Origin of the sequence: Streptomyces griseofuscus (genome assembly GCF_014673495.1) — a bacterium.
Lineage (GTDB): Bacteria > Actinomycetota > Actinomycetes > Streptomycetales > Streptomycetaceae > Streptomyces > Streptomyces murinus.
Genome location: NZ_CP051006.1, coordinates 8,119,782 through 8,133,472 on the forward strand (window position 1 = coordinate 8,119,782; position 13,691 = coordinate 8,133,472).

The following is a 13,691-nucleotide window of genomic DNA, read 5'->3' on the forward strand; positions in this document are numbered from 1 at the left end:
AACTCGTGGGGAAGAGAGGTGAGTTGCGCACGGCGTCAGCTGCTCGCGTCCGTGCTGTCGGTGTCGTCCATGCCGTCGTCCGCGTCCAGTGAGGGCGAGCAGAACGCCCCGCCCAGGTAGACCTCGTCCAACGGGTCATGGCGGCCTTCGAGTTCCCCGGCGAAGCGCTCGGCGTCGTCCTGCGGCTCATAGCCCAGCGCGCGTGCCTCGTCCAGTGAGAACCAGCGGCGGGTGTTGTCCGAGACGCCCCACACCACACGGAACCCTGGCGAGGGCGCCGCGATCAGGGCCTCCATCAGCCGGGCGCAGTCGTCGGGGGAGAGCCAGGTGGCCAACTGCCGGGTGGCGATGGGGCGTTCGAAGCAGCCGCCGATACGGACGCAGACCACGTCCAGGCCGTATCGGTCGTGGTAGAGGCTGCCCAGGGCCTCGGCGGCCACCTTGCTCACGCCGTAGTAGGTGTCGGGGCGGGGGAAGAGGTAGTCGGGCGCCTCGTCCTCGCTCCGGGGGTGGAACCCCACCGCATGGCTGCTGCTCGCGATGATCACCCGGGGCACGCCCGCCCGGCGGGCCGCTTCGAGGACCGCGCGGGTGCCGTTGATGTTGATGTCGAGGATCTCGTCCCAGGGCCCCTCGACGCTCAGCCCGCCCAGGTGGATCACCGCGTCGACGCCGGTGAGGGCCGCGCACATCGCCGGCAGGTCCGTCACCGACAGCCGTACAGTCTCCACGTCCTCGCCCTCGGCCGCCTCCGGCACCGGTGCCACGTCGAGCAGCCGCAGGGTTCGGCCCGCGCGGGACAGCCGGGGACGGAGCAGGGTGCCGACCCCTCCCGCGGCTCCGGTGATCACGATGCGCTGACTCACTCGCCTCATCTCCTTCGTGGCGACTTCGGGCCGGCCCCGAGGTGGCCCGGCGTGTCCATGGGCGTCTTGACCGTACTCCGGGGCGAGTCTTACAGTTCAAAGGTAAGTTCGCAAATGTGGAGCCTGTCTGCATATGTAGACGACGAGGAGTGTCGCGTGCCCATGTTCGACGGCGTGCTGTTCTTTCCGGTGACGCCCTTCGCGGCGTCCGGGCAGGTCGACCGGGAGGTGCTCGCCGAACATCTGCGCCGCGGCCTGGCCGCAGGCCCCGGCGGGGTCTTCGTCGCCTGCGGCACGGGCGAGTTCCACGCGCTGAGCCCCGACGAGTACGGCGAGGCGGTGCGCACCGCGGTGGAGACCGTGGCCGGCCGCGTCCCGGTGTACGCCGGCACCGGCGGCCCGCTGCCGCTGGCCCGCCAGTACGCGCGCATCGCCCAGGACGCGGGCGCCGACGGCCTGCTCCTGCTGCCGCCCTACCTGGTCCAGGCCCCGGCGGCCGGACTCGCCGCCTACGCGCGCGAGGTCGCGGACGCCGGTGAACTGCCGCTCATCGTCTACAACCGCTCCAACGCCCGCTTCGACGCCGAGACCGCCGTCGAACTGGCCCGCCACGACAAGGTGGTCGGCTTCAAGGACGGCGTCGGCGACCTCGACCGGCTCTCCCGCATCATGACGGCCGTACGCCATGAACTCGCGGGCACCGGAAAGGAGTTCCAGTTCTTCAACGGCATGCCCACCGCCGAGGTGACCGTCCCGGCGTACCGCGGCATCGGTGTCGCCCTGTACTCCTCCGCCGTCTTCTGCTTCGCCCCCGAGATCTCCAACGCCTTCTACCAAGCGGTCGAGAAGGCGGACGCCGCCCAAGTGGAGCGGCTGCAAAGGGAGTTCTTCCACCCGCTCGTGGCCCTGCGCGACCTGGTCCCGGGCTACGCCGTCTCGCTGGTCAAGGCCGGTGTGCGCCAACAGGGCCTGGCTGTCGGCGGGGTGCGGCCCCCGCTGGTCGACCCGGCCCCCGAACACCTCGACGCCCTGCGCCGGATCACCGACGCGGGCCTGGCCCTGGTGGAGGACTTCGCCCGATGAGCGACGCGATCCGCATCACCGACGTCACCCTCACTCCCGTCGCCTTCCGTGACCCGGCCCTGCTCAACGCGGTCGGCGTGCACGAGCCGTACGCGCTGCGCGCCGTGCTGGAGGTGCACACCGACCAAGGGATCACCGGGCTCGGCGAGACGTACGCCGACCAGGGTCATCTGCGCAGGCTGCGGCAGGCCGCCGACGCCCTGGTGGGCCTGGACGTCCACCGCCTGGGCCGGATGTACGCCGCGGTCGCGGCCGCGCTCGGCGGGGACACCGGCAGTGACGGCCATGGCCTCACCGGCATGATCACCAGCAGTAGTACGGTGGACCGGGTCTTCTCGCCGTTCGAGGTCGCCTGCCTGGACATCCAGGGCAAGGCCGCCGGGCGTCCGGTATCCGACCTGCTCGGCGGCGCCGTACGGGACCAAGTGCCGTTCAGTGCCTACCTGTTCTACAAATGGGCCGCGCACCCCGGCCGCGAGCCCGACTCCTGGGGCGAGGCGCTCGACCCCGACGGCATCGTGGCGCAGGCCCGGCGCATGATCGACGACTACGGATTCACGGCCATCAAGCTCAAGGGCGGTGTCTTCCGGCCCGAGGAGGAGATCGAGGCGGTCCGCGCCCTGCGCGAGGCATTCCCCGACCGCCCGCTGCGGCTCGACCCTAACGCCGCCTGGACGGTGGACACTTCACTGATGGTCGCCCGCGAACTCGACGGCGTCCTCGAATACCTGGAGGACCCCACGCCGGGGCAGGAAGGCATGGCCCGGGTCGCCCGCGAGGCGCCCATGCCGCTCGCCACGAACATGTGCGTGGTCGCCTTCGACGAACTCAAGCCCGCCGTGGCCCTGGACGCGGTCCAGGTCGTCCTCTCCGATCACCACTACTGGGGCGGCCTCCAGCGCTCGAAGGTGCTCGCCGGGATCTGCGACACCTTCGACCTGGGCCTGTCCATGCACTCCAACTCGCATCTCGGCATCAGCCTTGCCGCGATGACCCATCTGGCGGCGGCCACCCCGAATCTGACGTACGCCTGCGACACCCACTGGCCGTGGAAGACCGAGGAGGTCGTCGCACCGGGCGCCCTGGAGTTCCGCGACGGCTCCGTCGCCGTACCCACCACCCCGGGACTCGGCGTCGAACTCGACCGCGACGCGCTGGCCCGCCTGCACGAGCAGTACGTCTCCTGCGGCCTGCGCGACCGCGACGACACCGGATACATGCGGCGCATCGATCCGTCGTACGAGAAGAAGGTCCCCCGCTGGTGAGGCCCCCGGCCTGCGGGACGCTCACGGAGCGGGCCTGGGAGGCGTAGCGGGCATGGGAGGCCGCGTAGCGGACAGGGGCGTGCGGAACGGATCTCAGCGGATGCCGTTCCGTCGCAGTGTCCCCGCCAGCTCCGTGGCATGCCGGGTCACCGCCTCCGCGACCCGTTCGACCTCCTGGTCCGTGGCGTGGTCCAGCGGGATCGAGCAGCTGATCGCGTCGGTCGCCGGGATGCGGTACGACAGCGTCGCGGCGACGCAGCACAGCCCAGGCGTGTTCTGCTCGCTCTCCAGCGCCCAGCCGCGGGTCCGCGTCTGCTCCAGCTCCTCGCGCAGGGCCGGGCGGCGGGTGACCGTGTGCGGGGTGAGCGCCTCCAGGGGCTGGTCGGACAGCAGCGCGTCCACCTCCCGCGCGGTCAGCTCGGAGAGCAGCGCCTTGCCCAACGCCGTGGCGTGCGCCGGGAGTTGGCGGCCCACCCGGGAGGTCAGCCGGCGGGAGTCCGTGGCCTCGCGGGTGGCGAGATAGATGACGTTCGTGCCGTCGAGACGGGCGTAATGGGTGGTGTAGCCGACGTCCGCGCGCAGCTGCTCGATCTGGCGCACCGCGTACGGCAGTGCCGGGTCCCGGTCCAGGTACGCCGTGCCGCACAGCAGGGCGCGCGGGCCGATGCCGAAGCCGGCCGCCTCGCCGCCCTCCTCGACCTCGATCCACTTCAGCGCCACCAGGGTGCGCAGCAGGGCGTACAGGCTGGAGCGCGGGTATCCGGTGAGCTCCTGGAGTCGGCCCAGGGTGAGCCGCTCCGGTGAGGCCGCGAGCACTTCCATGATCTGGACGGTGCGTTCCGCCGACTTCACCGGCCCGCGTCCGGCGTCACCTGTCCCGGTCATGCGCGCCACCCCATTCCGGCCTCTCGGCCGTCAACTCGGGCTTCCCTGAACGCAGTCGGCGCCCCCGTCTCACCGATCACGGCGCCTTCTCCCCGTCGCGTCAACGAAAACCTCCCGAATCATTGACCGCCCCTGTACGCCAGGCTAACGTGCGCGCTGAAAAGCATGGATGAGAACTGAGTCTACATACGTAGACGGCTGGGTCAAGTCGAGCGACGGCCGTCGGCATCGAGGAGTTCGTATGGCTTGGCCGGACTGGGTGGCCCTCGGTGGCTACTTCGTGGTGATGCTGTTCATAGGCCTGTGGTCGCACAAGCGCGTCAGCGATGTGAGCGACTACTTCACCGGCGGCGGCCGGATGCCCTGGTGGCTGTCCGGCATCTCCCACCACATGTCGGGCTACAGCGCCGCGGTGTTCGTCGCCTATGCGGCGGTCGCCTACAGCTACGGCATCACCATCTACGTCTGGGCGTTCCTGCCGCTCTCCCTCGCGACCGGTGCCGGCGCCTGGCTGTTCGCCCCGCGCTGGAACCGGCTGCGCCGCCGTTACGACGTCGCCTCACCGCTCGAATACCTGGCCCGCCGGTACAACATCGCCACCCAGCAGGCGCTGGCCTGGAGCGGCGCGCTGCTCAAGGTGTTCGACGTCGCCGCGAAGTGGGCCTCGGTCGCCATCCTGCTGAATGTTTTCACCGGAGTCTCGCTCGACATCGGCATTCTGATCACCGGCGTCGTCACCCTGGTCTACTGCACGGTCGGCGGCCTGTGGGCGGACGCGCTCACCGACTTCGGGCAGTTCATCATCCAGGGCGTCGCCGCGCTCTCCATGGTGATCATCACGCTGCACCATGTGGGCGGCTTCTCCGGCCTCGGCTCGATCTGGCACCGGCTGCCCGCCGACCACACCCACCCGCTGGTCGGCCCGTACACGGCCGGCTTCCTCACCGCGTATGTGGTCGTCAAACTGTTCGAGTACAACGGCGGCATGTGGAACCTGGCCCAGCGCTACATGGCCACGGACTCCGCCCCCGCCGCCAAGCGCTCGGCCCTGCTGTCCGCGGCCCTCTATCTGGTCTGGCCCGCCGTGCTGCTGTTCCCGTCCGTCGTCGGCCCGGTGCTGATGCCGCACATCGCGGACCCGCAGCAGGTGTACGCGCTGATGGCCGAGAACCTGCTCCCGGCAGGTCTGGTCGGACTGACCCTGGCCGGCATGTTCTCGCACACCATGGCCATGGCCTCCTCGGACGCCAATGCCATCGCCTCCGTGGTCGTCCGGGACATCATCCCGGCCGTCGCCCGCCGGGGCCGGGCGCTCAGCGCCAGGAGCGGGCTGCTCGCCGCGCGTATCTGCACCGTCGCGTTCATCGCGGTGAGCATGGTGGTCGCCATGGAGGCGAGCCACTTCGGCGGCCCGCTCGGCATCATCACCGCCCTGGTCGCCGCGGTGATGGGCCCGATCTCCATCCCGATGCTGCTCGGCCTGCTCCCGGCGTTCCGCCGCTGGGGCTCCCTGGCCGCGCTGATCTCCTGGGCCTGCGGCCTGGCGAGCTTCGTCCTGGTGAAGTACGGCCTCGACAGCACCGACCAGACCCTCACCATCGCCACCCCACTGGCGACCTCCCTCGTCCTGTACCTGGTCATCGGCCTGGTCCTGCCGCAGCCGTCGCCGGCCGCGGACGAGATCACGGCGGCGGTGAGCGCGGCGGCGGACATCCCGGCCCCGGAGGGCCCCACACCTCCGCTGGTCCCCGCGACCGACTGACCTCGAATGGAAAGCGGTCGGCCCTGCCCGGTCCCGCTCCGGTCTCCTCCGCAGGGAAGCTCAAGGGCCGGAGGGCTGTCCGGTTCGAAGGCGTGGATACCGGTCAACTCACCGGCCACGCCGGGCCCCCACAGTCGGACCGACCAGGTCCTCGGCGCCGTAATGCCGTAGCGGGTGGGTGCGGGATGACGATAATGATCAGATCCCATTGGTCATACCTGACGGCCCCCGGTCCAGAGGCCGGCGGGCTGTACTGACCTTGTCCGCCCCTCACATGTTGCCGGGTCCGCTCGTGGGGATCTGCGGTGCGGTCGGGATGTAGTGCTGGGCCAGGTTGGCGTCACGGTTGTGCGCGCCGCGGTATTCGGCCTCGCGGGCCTCGTACTCCTTGATGTCCCGACGGCCGGAGACGGTGTCCTGAAGACGAGTCATGGCGCGGGCGAGCAGGCTCTTCATATGCGTTCCCCCAGGTGAACGTGGTCTTTAGAAGGAATTGTGCATCAGTTCCCCCGCCGCACGCGCACGTTCTGAGCTGAACTTGAGGAGGCAGGTCGCTCGACCCGTGCCGCGATGGCCCGGGCGCACTCCATCGCCTCCGTGTGCGTGGTGTCGACCTCCAGGTCGTACGCCACGCCCCGGTGGACCACTTCCGCCTGGGCGGCCGCCATCCCCACCGCCCGGTCACCGCGCGCGAGTTCACGGCCCGCCGCCACCGCGGCATCGCACCGGACGCCGACCCACAGCACCCGCAGCCCGTCCAGGGCCTGCTGCCATCGCCGCTGCGAGGAGGGCCCGCCGAGGAAGACCTCATCGACGACAACCCGCGCGCCCGCACGGGCCATCGCGGCGATTCCCTCGATCCAGGCCGCCTCCAGCGCCCGGAACTCGGACCCGACGCTGACCTGTCCGTCCGCGGCGAAGTCAATCCCGCCGTCCGACCCCCGCAGGGACGCGGGCAGCGCCTCCACCATGGTGTCCGTCCCGAGCGCCAGCCAAGGATCGGGCAGGATCGCCTGGAGGCACCGGATGATCCCGGACTTCCCCGCGCTGGAACCGCCGTTGACCACGATCACCTGAGTCGTCACCGCGCCACAGTAGAGGCGTTCGGGCGACACGGGAAACGTGTTTCCGCCGGGCTTCGGCGGGCTCTGTCGGCTGACGACTCCGGCGGAGAGGGCAGGATTTGAACCTGCGTGGGCCCCGTAGGGCCCGACCATGAGGCGTGGCTCGGTGGTCCCCGATAAGCCGCTCCGGGCACCTCTCCCTGTTCCAGGTTCCGGGTGGCGCCCCGAACCGTTCACAGGAAAGAGAGTGACACGGCCCGCTGACGGACGGCTGACGCGGCGCTGATCCTGGCACTCCCGACCGGACGACAACCGGCCGGCCCGGCGAAGGCTTCGCGTCGGCCGCCCCGCGTTCCTGACCCCCGTCCCGCGTTCCTGAACCCTGCCCCGCGCTACGACCGCCCCCGCACACCGTCGAGAAGCGCCAGCTCCTCCGGTGTGAACTGCGGCCCCTTGAGCTGCGGTCGAAGGGGCCCGACCAGAGCGGAGAGCAGCACCCCGGGCCGGATCAGGGACGTGGGAGGAGCGTGCAGGGTCAGTACGTCGGTCAGGGCCGTGGCCGTGCGGAAGGAGCCGGTCGCGGTGAGGGAGAGACGGTTGACGTAGCGTTGCAGCAGTCGGTCGGTGAAGCGCGGGCTCTTGCCGGTGGTCGTGGCGAAGTGGATGTCCTGTCCGACGGTCAGCGCCCACGCCGCCTCGACCGGCCGCGCGATCGCCCGCTGGGCGCGCCGCGAAAACCCCGGGACCAGCCCGCCACGCGCCAGTTCGCGCAGTGCCAGCGCGCCCTGTGCGATCACCGAAAGTCCTTGGCCGTACACGGGGTTGAAGGCCGCGACGGAGTCGCCCAGCGTCACCAGCCCCTCGGGCCAGGTCCTGAGCCGCTCGTAGTAGTGGCGCCGGTTGGCCGTGCTGTGCGTGATGCTGACGTCGGTGAGCGGCTCGGCGCGTGCGAGGAGGTCGGCGATGATCGGATGCCGCAGGGTGCGTGCGAAGGGCTCGAAGGCGTCCGCGTCCCGGGTGGGCTGCCCGCCGGGGGCGCCCATCAGGCTGACGTGCCAGCGGTCGCCCTCGATCGGCAGGATGCCGCCGGCACTGGCCGGCCCGGGCAGCCGCGGATCGGCGTTCACACTGACCACCGGCCAGCCGTGGGTGGGGACGGGGGCGCGGTACATACGGCTGGCGTAGACGAGGCCGGAGTCGACGCGGTCCTCGGCGAGTCCGCCGATCCCCAGCTCGGCGAGCCACTGGGGCAGCCGGGAGGCCCGGCCGGACGCGTCGATCACCAGATCGGTACGCAGTTCGGTCTCGCGTTCGCCCTCACCCTCGCCCGAGGTCCGGATGCGTACTCCGGTGACCCGGCGCCCGTCGCCGAGCAGCCCGATGGCCCGGGACCGCGTACGGACGTTGACATGAGGTTCCTTGAGCACCTGCTCCCTGACGACATGGTCCGTCAGGTCCCGGCTCGCGGTCATCAGCCGATGCGTGGCGCGCCGCCAGCGCCGATACCAGCCCTCGGGTGAGTAGATGATCATATTGGTGGTCACCGGAATGCGATGCGCCCCCGCGGCCGCCAACTGGTCGATCACGCCGGGCAGCAGCTCCTCCAGCGCGGCCACGCCCCCGGACTGGAGGAGATGGATATGGACGGCCTGGGGGACGCCGACGCGCGGCCCGGGCCCCTCGGGAAGATCGTGGCACTCGATGATCTCCACCGATCCGACCTGGTCCTTGACGGCGGCCGCGGCCAGCATCCCGGCCATACTGCCCCCGATGACGACGGCGCGGGCGGGGCTGTGCCGGACGGCTTCACTCATGGTCGGCTGCTTTCTGCGGGGAAACGGTGGTGTGCGCGGAAGTCGTGACGACGGGCGAGCCGAGCGCGGGGGAGAGCGGGACCAGACCCTTGGAACGCCAGGCCGCCGAGCCGTGCCCAACCGGCATCCGGCCGGGGGTGGGCGTGCTCAATGGCGTCGTAGAGCGCCGCCTTACGGCTCATCAGCGGCATGGTCGCCGCGTCGCCTTCGCGGACGCGTTCACCGGTCGCCTTCTTGATCGTCGAGTTCCAGCAGGGCCTTCAGCGTCGCGTTGAGCACGTTCCAGCGCTGCTCCGGCAGGTCCCGCGCCTGTCGCAGGGCGAGGCCGCGTACGTCGTCGCGGCCCGGCGAGGCCGACGGTAGGACCGCCCGGACCTCGGGTGTGGACCGCGCGGAGAGCAGGGAACGCAGCTCTCGATCGAGGGCTTCGTCGGCCGACGCGGTGAAGAATGCCTCGCCCCCGTCGACGCCGAAGAAGTCGACCAAGCCGTGCAGCAGTTCCACGCTGGGCACCTTGTCGCCGGCGCAGACCTGCCTGGCCCAGAACGCGGAGACCCCCAACTGCCGGGAAATGGCGCCCGCGAGGTCCGACATCCGCTGACCCGTGCGGGCCAGCCGGTCGTTGGCGAGCGCCTTGATCCGTGACCGGACCCGCTCGTTGACGGTCTCGGCGGGCGGCTGCCCACCGCGCAGCAGTATGTCTACGACGTCCTCGGGCAACGCGGTCCTGACCGCCAGCCTTCTGGCGTCGAGGAACTCCGACCGTGCGAGGCCCCCCTGCTGGATCAGCGCGTCAAGACGCCGAAGGGTCTCGGGCAGCGGCGTCGACTCCACCGATGTGCTCCCAGAGCTCGCGGGACTGCTGCAATGCTCATGGCACCCTATGCGCAACCGGCGTGAGTTCAATGATCGTTTATTGGCCAAAGAACGATCGCTGACGAAGGGCGCGCGGGCTCGGCGCCCCACGCCGTCCACGTCACGTTTCCGGCGGAGGGCGTTGTCAGACCGCACCGATGCGGTCGCCGCATGAGAGCTACAGGAACGTTCACCGTCAAGGCGTTCGCCCCGACCGAGCCGCGGCCGGACCCGGGGGTGGTGACGGCGAGGTCGTCGGGCGCTCGGCGACCCTGTTCACCGCCGCGTTCGACCAGACGACCGACGTCGGCACGTACGTGGCCATGGAGTCGTCCGAAGGCTCCCTGCGCGGCAGGCCCGGCTCCTTCGAATTCGCACACTCGGCGATGACGTCGGGCAGCGACCGCACGGCGGAGTTCTTCACCATCGTGCCCACCAGCGGCACGGGGGAGGGGCTCGTCAGGGAGGAGGACGCCGCGGTCCTGGGCGCGGCATGGCGTCCACGGCGAGGGCGCGCCGGGGCCGGAACAGAGCTTGCCAGCCACCACGGAGTTGAAGGGACGCGTGTCCTTGCTCTTCGCCAGGGCCTGTCGCTGATGCCGATGACGGACGAGGTGTTCGACGCGGTCACGGACGGCGGAACCGAGGGTGCGCTGGGCTTCTGGCGGCTGCCGGGGGGCTTCGAGAAGCCGCTCGCCCGGTGGTCCGCCGCGGGGCCGGTGGCCTATGTGGAGGCCGAGTACTTCGGCGGCACGGGTGAGCAACGCGCCGCGGTCTGGGCCGACGGGGAGTTGGTTCTGGGGCCGCTGGACGCGCCGACGAAGAAGTGGTTCTCCCGGTCGGTCAGCCCGATCTCGGGGGCGCTACGGCGGCTCGGCGCGAGCAGGAGCCTGGGCGAGGACGAATTCGAGGCCGTGGGACTGGACCGCCATCGGAACAACGACGGCTGGATCGGTGGACCTGAGAGCGAGGGGTGACGCCGAACTCCCCTGCGTGCTGGTGATCTTCAGCGGGTGCTGGCCTGGCGGGACCGGTCCCGGGCGGCCTGCTGGAGGTGCGCGGGCTCGCCCTGACCGGCTTCGAGGCCACGCTCTGGCGCAGGGAGGCGGAGCCCCGGCTGAGGTCACCCACGGCGGCGACGGAAGTCGTCGATCGTTCCCCTGGCCGGGACTGTTCACCGCCCGCACACCACCCATCGGCGGTCCCGATTTCATCGCCGATCGGACGGAGACGGCCCGCCGCCTCGGCTCCGTCGGCCCCGAACGGCGTCTGACCGGCGCGCGGTCCAACGGACCGGAGGGTCCGCCGCCCTCAGGGACGGCGGGGCGCTTGGTGTCGTACTGGTCCGCCGTGAGGATCAGGGACGTGGATCGGTGACATCCCGAGCGGTCGCACCAGGTGTCGAATTCCGTGATGTCGGGCCCGGTCGGACAGGGGTGCGTCTGATATTCATCGCTTGGATATTCCTTGGGCTGCCATAGGCCCTTCTTCATGGCCTGTTGCAGGTCATTCCGGCATGTCATTACCTGTGAGGTAATCGCGCGGCTCAGCCGGGCGCGGCACAGTGGAGCCATCGGGTTCCGGGCCGGCGCACTCCGGCCCGGAACCCGATCCATGGAGTTCGCGTCCGCGAAGAACGGGGGGTGCGGGTTCTCAGCGTCGTTCCGCCATCAGCGCCCGCGCCTCCTCCGACAGGCGCGGTGGGTCGAGCCTGCCCGCGCCGGCCCCCGGGACCAGCGCCTCGGCCACGGCGGCCGCGCTCGGTCGGCGGTCCGGGTCGGGACGGAAGCAGGACCGGACCACCGCCGCGAGGTCGCTGGGCAGTCCGGCGAGTTCAGGGGTGCCGGCCCGGATGGCGGCGACCACGGCGGGGGTGCCCCACCCCCAGGGGCTGTGGCCCAGCGCGAGACGGGCGAGGACGGTTCCGAGGGAGAACACATCGCTTGCGGATGTGAACGTCCGCTGCTCGCGCAACTGCTCCGGGGAGGCGTACGCGTACGTGCCCGCGAAGCCGCGCCGCGGCTCGGTGAGCCGCTCGATCTGGGCGATTCCGAAGTCGATGACCCGTGGACCGTCCTCGGTGAGCAGTACGTTGGCCGGCTTGAGATCGAGATGCACAATGCCCTCGGCATGGATGGCGCTGAGCGCGAGAGCGATGCCCGCACCCAGCGTGCGCACCAGCTCCGGCTCCAACGGCCCGCAGCGGTCGGCGAGTTCCTGCAACGAGGGCGCGGACACGTACGGCACCGCCATCCACGGCACCGGCCCCTCGGTGTCCGCGGCGATCACCGGCACGGTGAACCGTCCTCCGACCCGCAGCGCCGCCCGTACCTCGTGGGCGAAGCCCTGCTTGATCGGGGGCGCCGCCGCGAGATGCGCGTGCAGCGTCTTGACCGCGACCATCAGCCCGTCGGGGTCCTGGCACAGATAGACCCGCCCGAAGCCGCCCTCGCCGACACACTCCAGCACCTCGTACGCGCCGAGGACCGGCGTCCCGTCCGCACCGGCGGGCCGTCGCGCCCGCTCGATCTCCCGCCAGGTCCCGATCGCCGCGGCCCGCGGATGCAGGGCGATCCTGTCGTCCGCGGCCTCGGCGGACAACCGCTTCCGCAGCTCCCGTTCGGCCGCCTCGGGCCGCTCGTCCGGCACCAGGACGACACGCGCCGCCGTCCGCTCGCCGTCCGCGAAGACGTACGCGTCGATGCGTACGTTCTCCTCGCCCAGACGGGACACATAGACGCCCGGCAGCCTCAACCGCTCGCACATAAGGGCCTCTTCGGGTGTCGGGCGCAGATCGTCGCGGGCGAAGCAGAGGGCCGACGCGTCGTACCCGCGCCGGGACAGGTCCCGCAGCAGGACAGTCCACTGCTCGACGGTCCAGCAGCGCCAACTGACGTCTTCCGCACCGTCGTTCACCACGGCGAGCCGGGTCGAGTGCGCCGCGCCGGGCTCGCGCGCCAGCACCGCGCAGAGCGTCTCCGGTGCGCCCTGCACGCTCTCGCCGAGCAGCGTCGCGGTGGGCTGTGCGATACGGAGCACCGCGTGCCGAGCCATCCGGGCCAGCTCCTCGCGCTGACCGCGGAGGGTGTCGTACTCCGGTGATCCCGGTCCCTGGCCCTGGAGTTCCATGCAGGCGAGGACCTTGCCGAAGGAGTCGACGGCCGTCGCGTAGTCCCGCGCCGTCACCGCGGCCTGCGCCTGGGCGACGAGCGCGGAGAGCGTGTCGGGGCTGCCCGGCCCGTAGAGCTGCTCGCAGCGCGCGGCGATCTGTTCGTACATCCGGGCCGCGCGCTGAAGGTCTCCCGCGGCCTCGACGGCGGCGGCCGTCGCACGGAGGTCCTGGAGCCCGTCCTGGCCGCCCTCGTTGCCGAACGGCAGGCTGCCGGCGACCTCGGCGTAGCGCTGGCGTGCGATGTTGACGAGCTGGTGGTCGGGTCCGAACTCCTCCTGGGCGGTCTTCAGCATGTGGGAGAACGCACGCAGCGCGGCCGCGTTGTCGCCGGACTTCTGCTGCCAGTAGCCCATGTCGCACAGCAGGGTGAGCGCCGTCTCGGTGCGGTTCTCCCGCTCGGCGATCCTACGCATGGCCTCGTACCGCCGTACGGCCTCCTCCGGCCGCCCCGACCGGCCGTGCCAGTGGGCCAGTTGATGCCGGGCCAGCTCGGTGTCCCGATGGCGCGGCCCCTGGCTCCGCTCCCGATCGGCCAGTAACCGGGTGAACTGCCGTACGGCCTCCTCCGGTTGCCCCGACTCGCCGGTCCAGTGGGCCAGTTGGTGTCGTAAGGCCCAGGTGTCGGTGCTCTGCGGCCCCAGATCGCGTTCCGCCCGCGCGACCAGTGCCGTGTACCGTGCGGCGGCCTCTGTCGCATCGCCCTGCCGGCCGATCAGCTCGGCCGTCCTGCTGCCCTCCCGCAGGGCCCCGGCCAACTTCTCGCGGGGACCGGCGCCGGGATCCCCCGTCCCCTCGCGCCGTCTGCCGAACCATCTCATCGGGCCACCCCCAAGGCCGTGCCGGACGCCTGTCGAGGGGTCAGTATGCTCCACCCAATCGTTTGCGCCAATCGTTTGGGCAACCGGGCCCGCAGAGTTCTGGCGCA

11 protein-coding genes and 2 pseudogenes are annotated in these 13,691 nt (G+C 71.0%); 4 read left to right on the forward strand and 9 right to left on the reverse strand.

Annotated features, from left to right (window positions below; genetic code table 11):
• Window positions 1-35: 35 nt before the first annotated feature.
• The gene (locus tag HEP81_RS36855) at window positions 36-875 is read right to left on the reverse strand and encodes an NAD-dependent epimerase/dehydratase family protein (RefSeq protein WP_037661273.1); all 840 of its coding nucleotides are present in this window, start codon (window positions 873-875) and stop codon (window positions 36-38) included.
• Window positions 876-1,028: 153 nt separating this feature from the next.
• On the opposite strand from HEP81_RS36855, the gene HEP81_RS36860 reads away from it, so the two are divergent.
• Together HEP81_RS36860 and HEP81_RS36865 are read left to right on the forward strand one after the other, a co-directional pair.
• The gene (locus tag HEP81_RS36860) at window positions 1,029-1,949 is read left to right on the forward strand and encodes a 5-dehydro-4-deoxyglucarate dehydratase (protein ID WP_037661270.1); all 921 of its coding nucleotides are present in this window, start codon (window positions 1,029-1,031) and stop codon (window positions 1,947-1,949) included.
• Window positions 1,946-3,214 carry a glucarate dehydratase family protein gene (locus HEP81_RS36865; RefSeq protein WP_037661268.1) on the forward strand — a complete coding sequence of 423 codons (1,269 nt, stop codon included), beginning with the start codon at window positions 1,946-1,948 and terminating at the stop codon, window positions 3,212-3,214. The genes HEP81_RS36860 and HEP81_RS36865 overlap by 4 nt, the downstream gene beginning before the upstream one ends.
• 93 nt (window positions 3,215-3,307) lie before the next feature.
• Here HEP81_RS36865 and HEP81_RS36870 read toward each other — a convergent pair whose 3' ends face one another.
• A complete protein-coding gene (locus tag HEP81_RS36870; RefSeq protein WP_037661266.1) occupies window positions 3,308-4,099 on the reverse strand; it encodes an IclR family transcriptional regulator in 792 nt (263 codons plus the stop codon).
• Window positions 4,100-4,340: 241 nt separating this feature from the next.
• Here HEP81_RS36870 and HEP81_RS36875 point away from each other — a divergent pair, with 241 nt between their 5' ends.
• Window positions 4,341-5,861, forward strand: coding sequence for a sodium:solute symporter family protein (locus HEP81_RS36875; RefSeq protein WP_037661263.1), 1,521 nt, complete (start codon window positions 4,341-4,343; stop codon window positions 5,859-5,861).
• A 270-nt stretch (window positions 5,862-6,131) separates the two neighbouring features.
• Here HEP81_RS36875 and HEP81_RS36880 read toward each other — a convergent pair whose 3' ends face one another.
• From HEP81_RS36880 to HEP81_RS36900, 6 genes and pseudogenes are all read right to left on the reverse strand, one after another.
• Window positions 6,132-6,317 carry a hypothetical protein gene (locus tag HEP81_RS36880; protein ID WP_037661260.1) on the reverse strand — a complete coding sequence of 62 codons (186 nt, stop codon included), beginning with the start codon at window positions 6,315-6,317 and terminating at the stop codon, window positions 6,132-6,134.
• A 44-nt stretch (window positions 6,318-6,361) separates the two neighbouring features.
• On the reverse strand, window positions 6,362-6,946 hold the full coding sequence (cpt, locus tag HEP81_RS36885) for a chloramphenicol phosphotransferase CPT (protein ID WP_051850525.1): 585 nt from the start codon (window positions 6,944-6,946) through the stop codon (window positions 6,362-6,364).
• 83 nt (window positions 6,947-7,029) lie between these two features.
• Window positions 7,030-7,125, reverse strand: a pseudogene (locus HEP81_RS36890).
• Window positions 7,126-7,317: 192 nt separating this feature from the next.
• The gene (locus HEP81_RS36895) at window positions 7,318-8,739 is read right to left on the reverse strand and encodes an FAD-dependent oxidoreductase (protein WP_037661257.1); all 1,422 of its coding nucleotides are present in this window, start codon (window positions 8,737-8,739) and stop codon (window positions 7,318-7,320) included.
• Window positions 8,732-8,866: a hypothetical protein gene (locus HEP81_RS42240; RefSeq protein ID WP_259332504.1), complete on the reverse strand. Its 135-nt coding sequence runs from the start codon at window positions 8,864-8,866 to the stop codon at window positions 8,732-8,734. The genes HEP81_RS36895 and HEP81_RS42240 overlap by 8 nt, the downstream gene beginning before the upstream one ends.
• Window positions 8,867-8,958: 92 nt before the next feature.
• Window positions 8,959-9,573 carry a hypothetical protein gene (locus HEP81_RS36900; protein WP_037661254.1) on the reverse strand — a complete coding sequence of 205 codons (615 nt, stop codon included), beginning with the start codon at window positions 9,571-9,573 and terminating at the stop codon, window positions 8,959-8,961.
• Between the two features lie 192 nt (window positions 9,574-9,765).
• On the opposite strand from HEP81_RS36900, the pseudogene HEP81_RS42795 reads away from it, so the two are divergent.
• A pseudogene (locus HEP81_RS42795) lies at window positions 9,766-10,046 on the forward strand (DUF3224 domain-containing protein); the annotation flags it as partial.
• Between the two features lie 1,201 nt (window positions 10,047-11,247).
• On the opposite strand, the gene HEP81_RS42245 reads toward HEP81_RS42795, so the two are convergent.
• Window positions 11,248-13,584 (reverse strand): protein kinase domain-containing protein, encoded by a 2,337-nt coding sequence (locus HEP81_RS42245; RefSeq protein ID WP_051850519.1) that lies wholly within the window; start codon window positions 13,582-13,584, stop codon window positions 11,248-11,250.
• Between the last annotated feature and the right edge of the window lie 107 nt (window positions 13,585-13,691).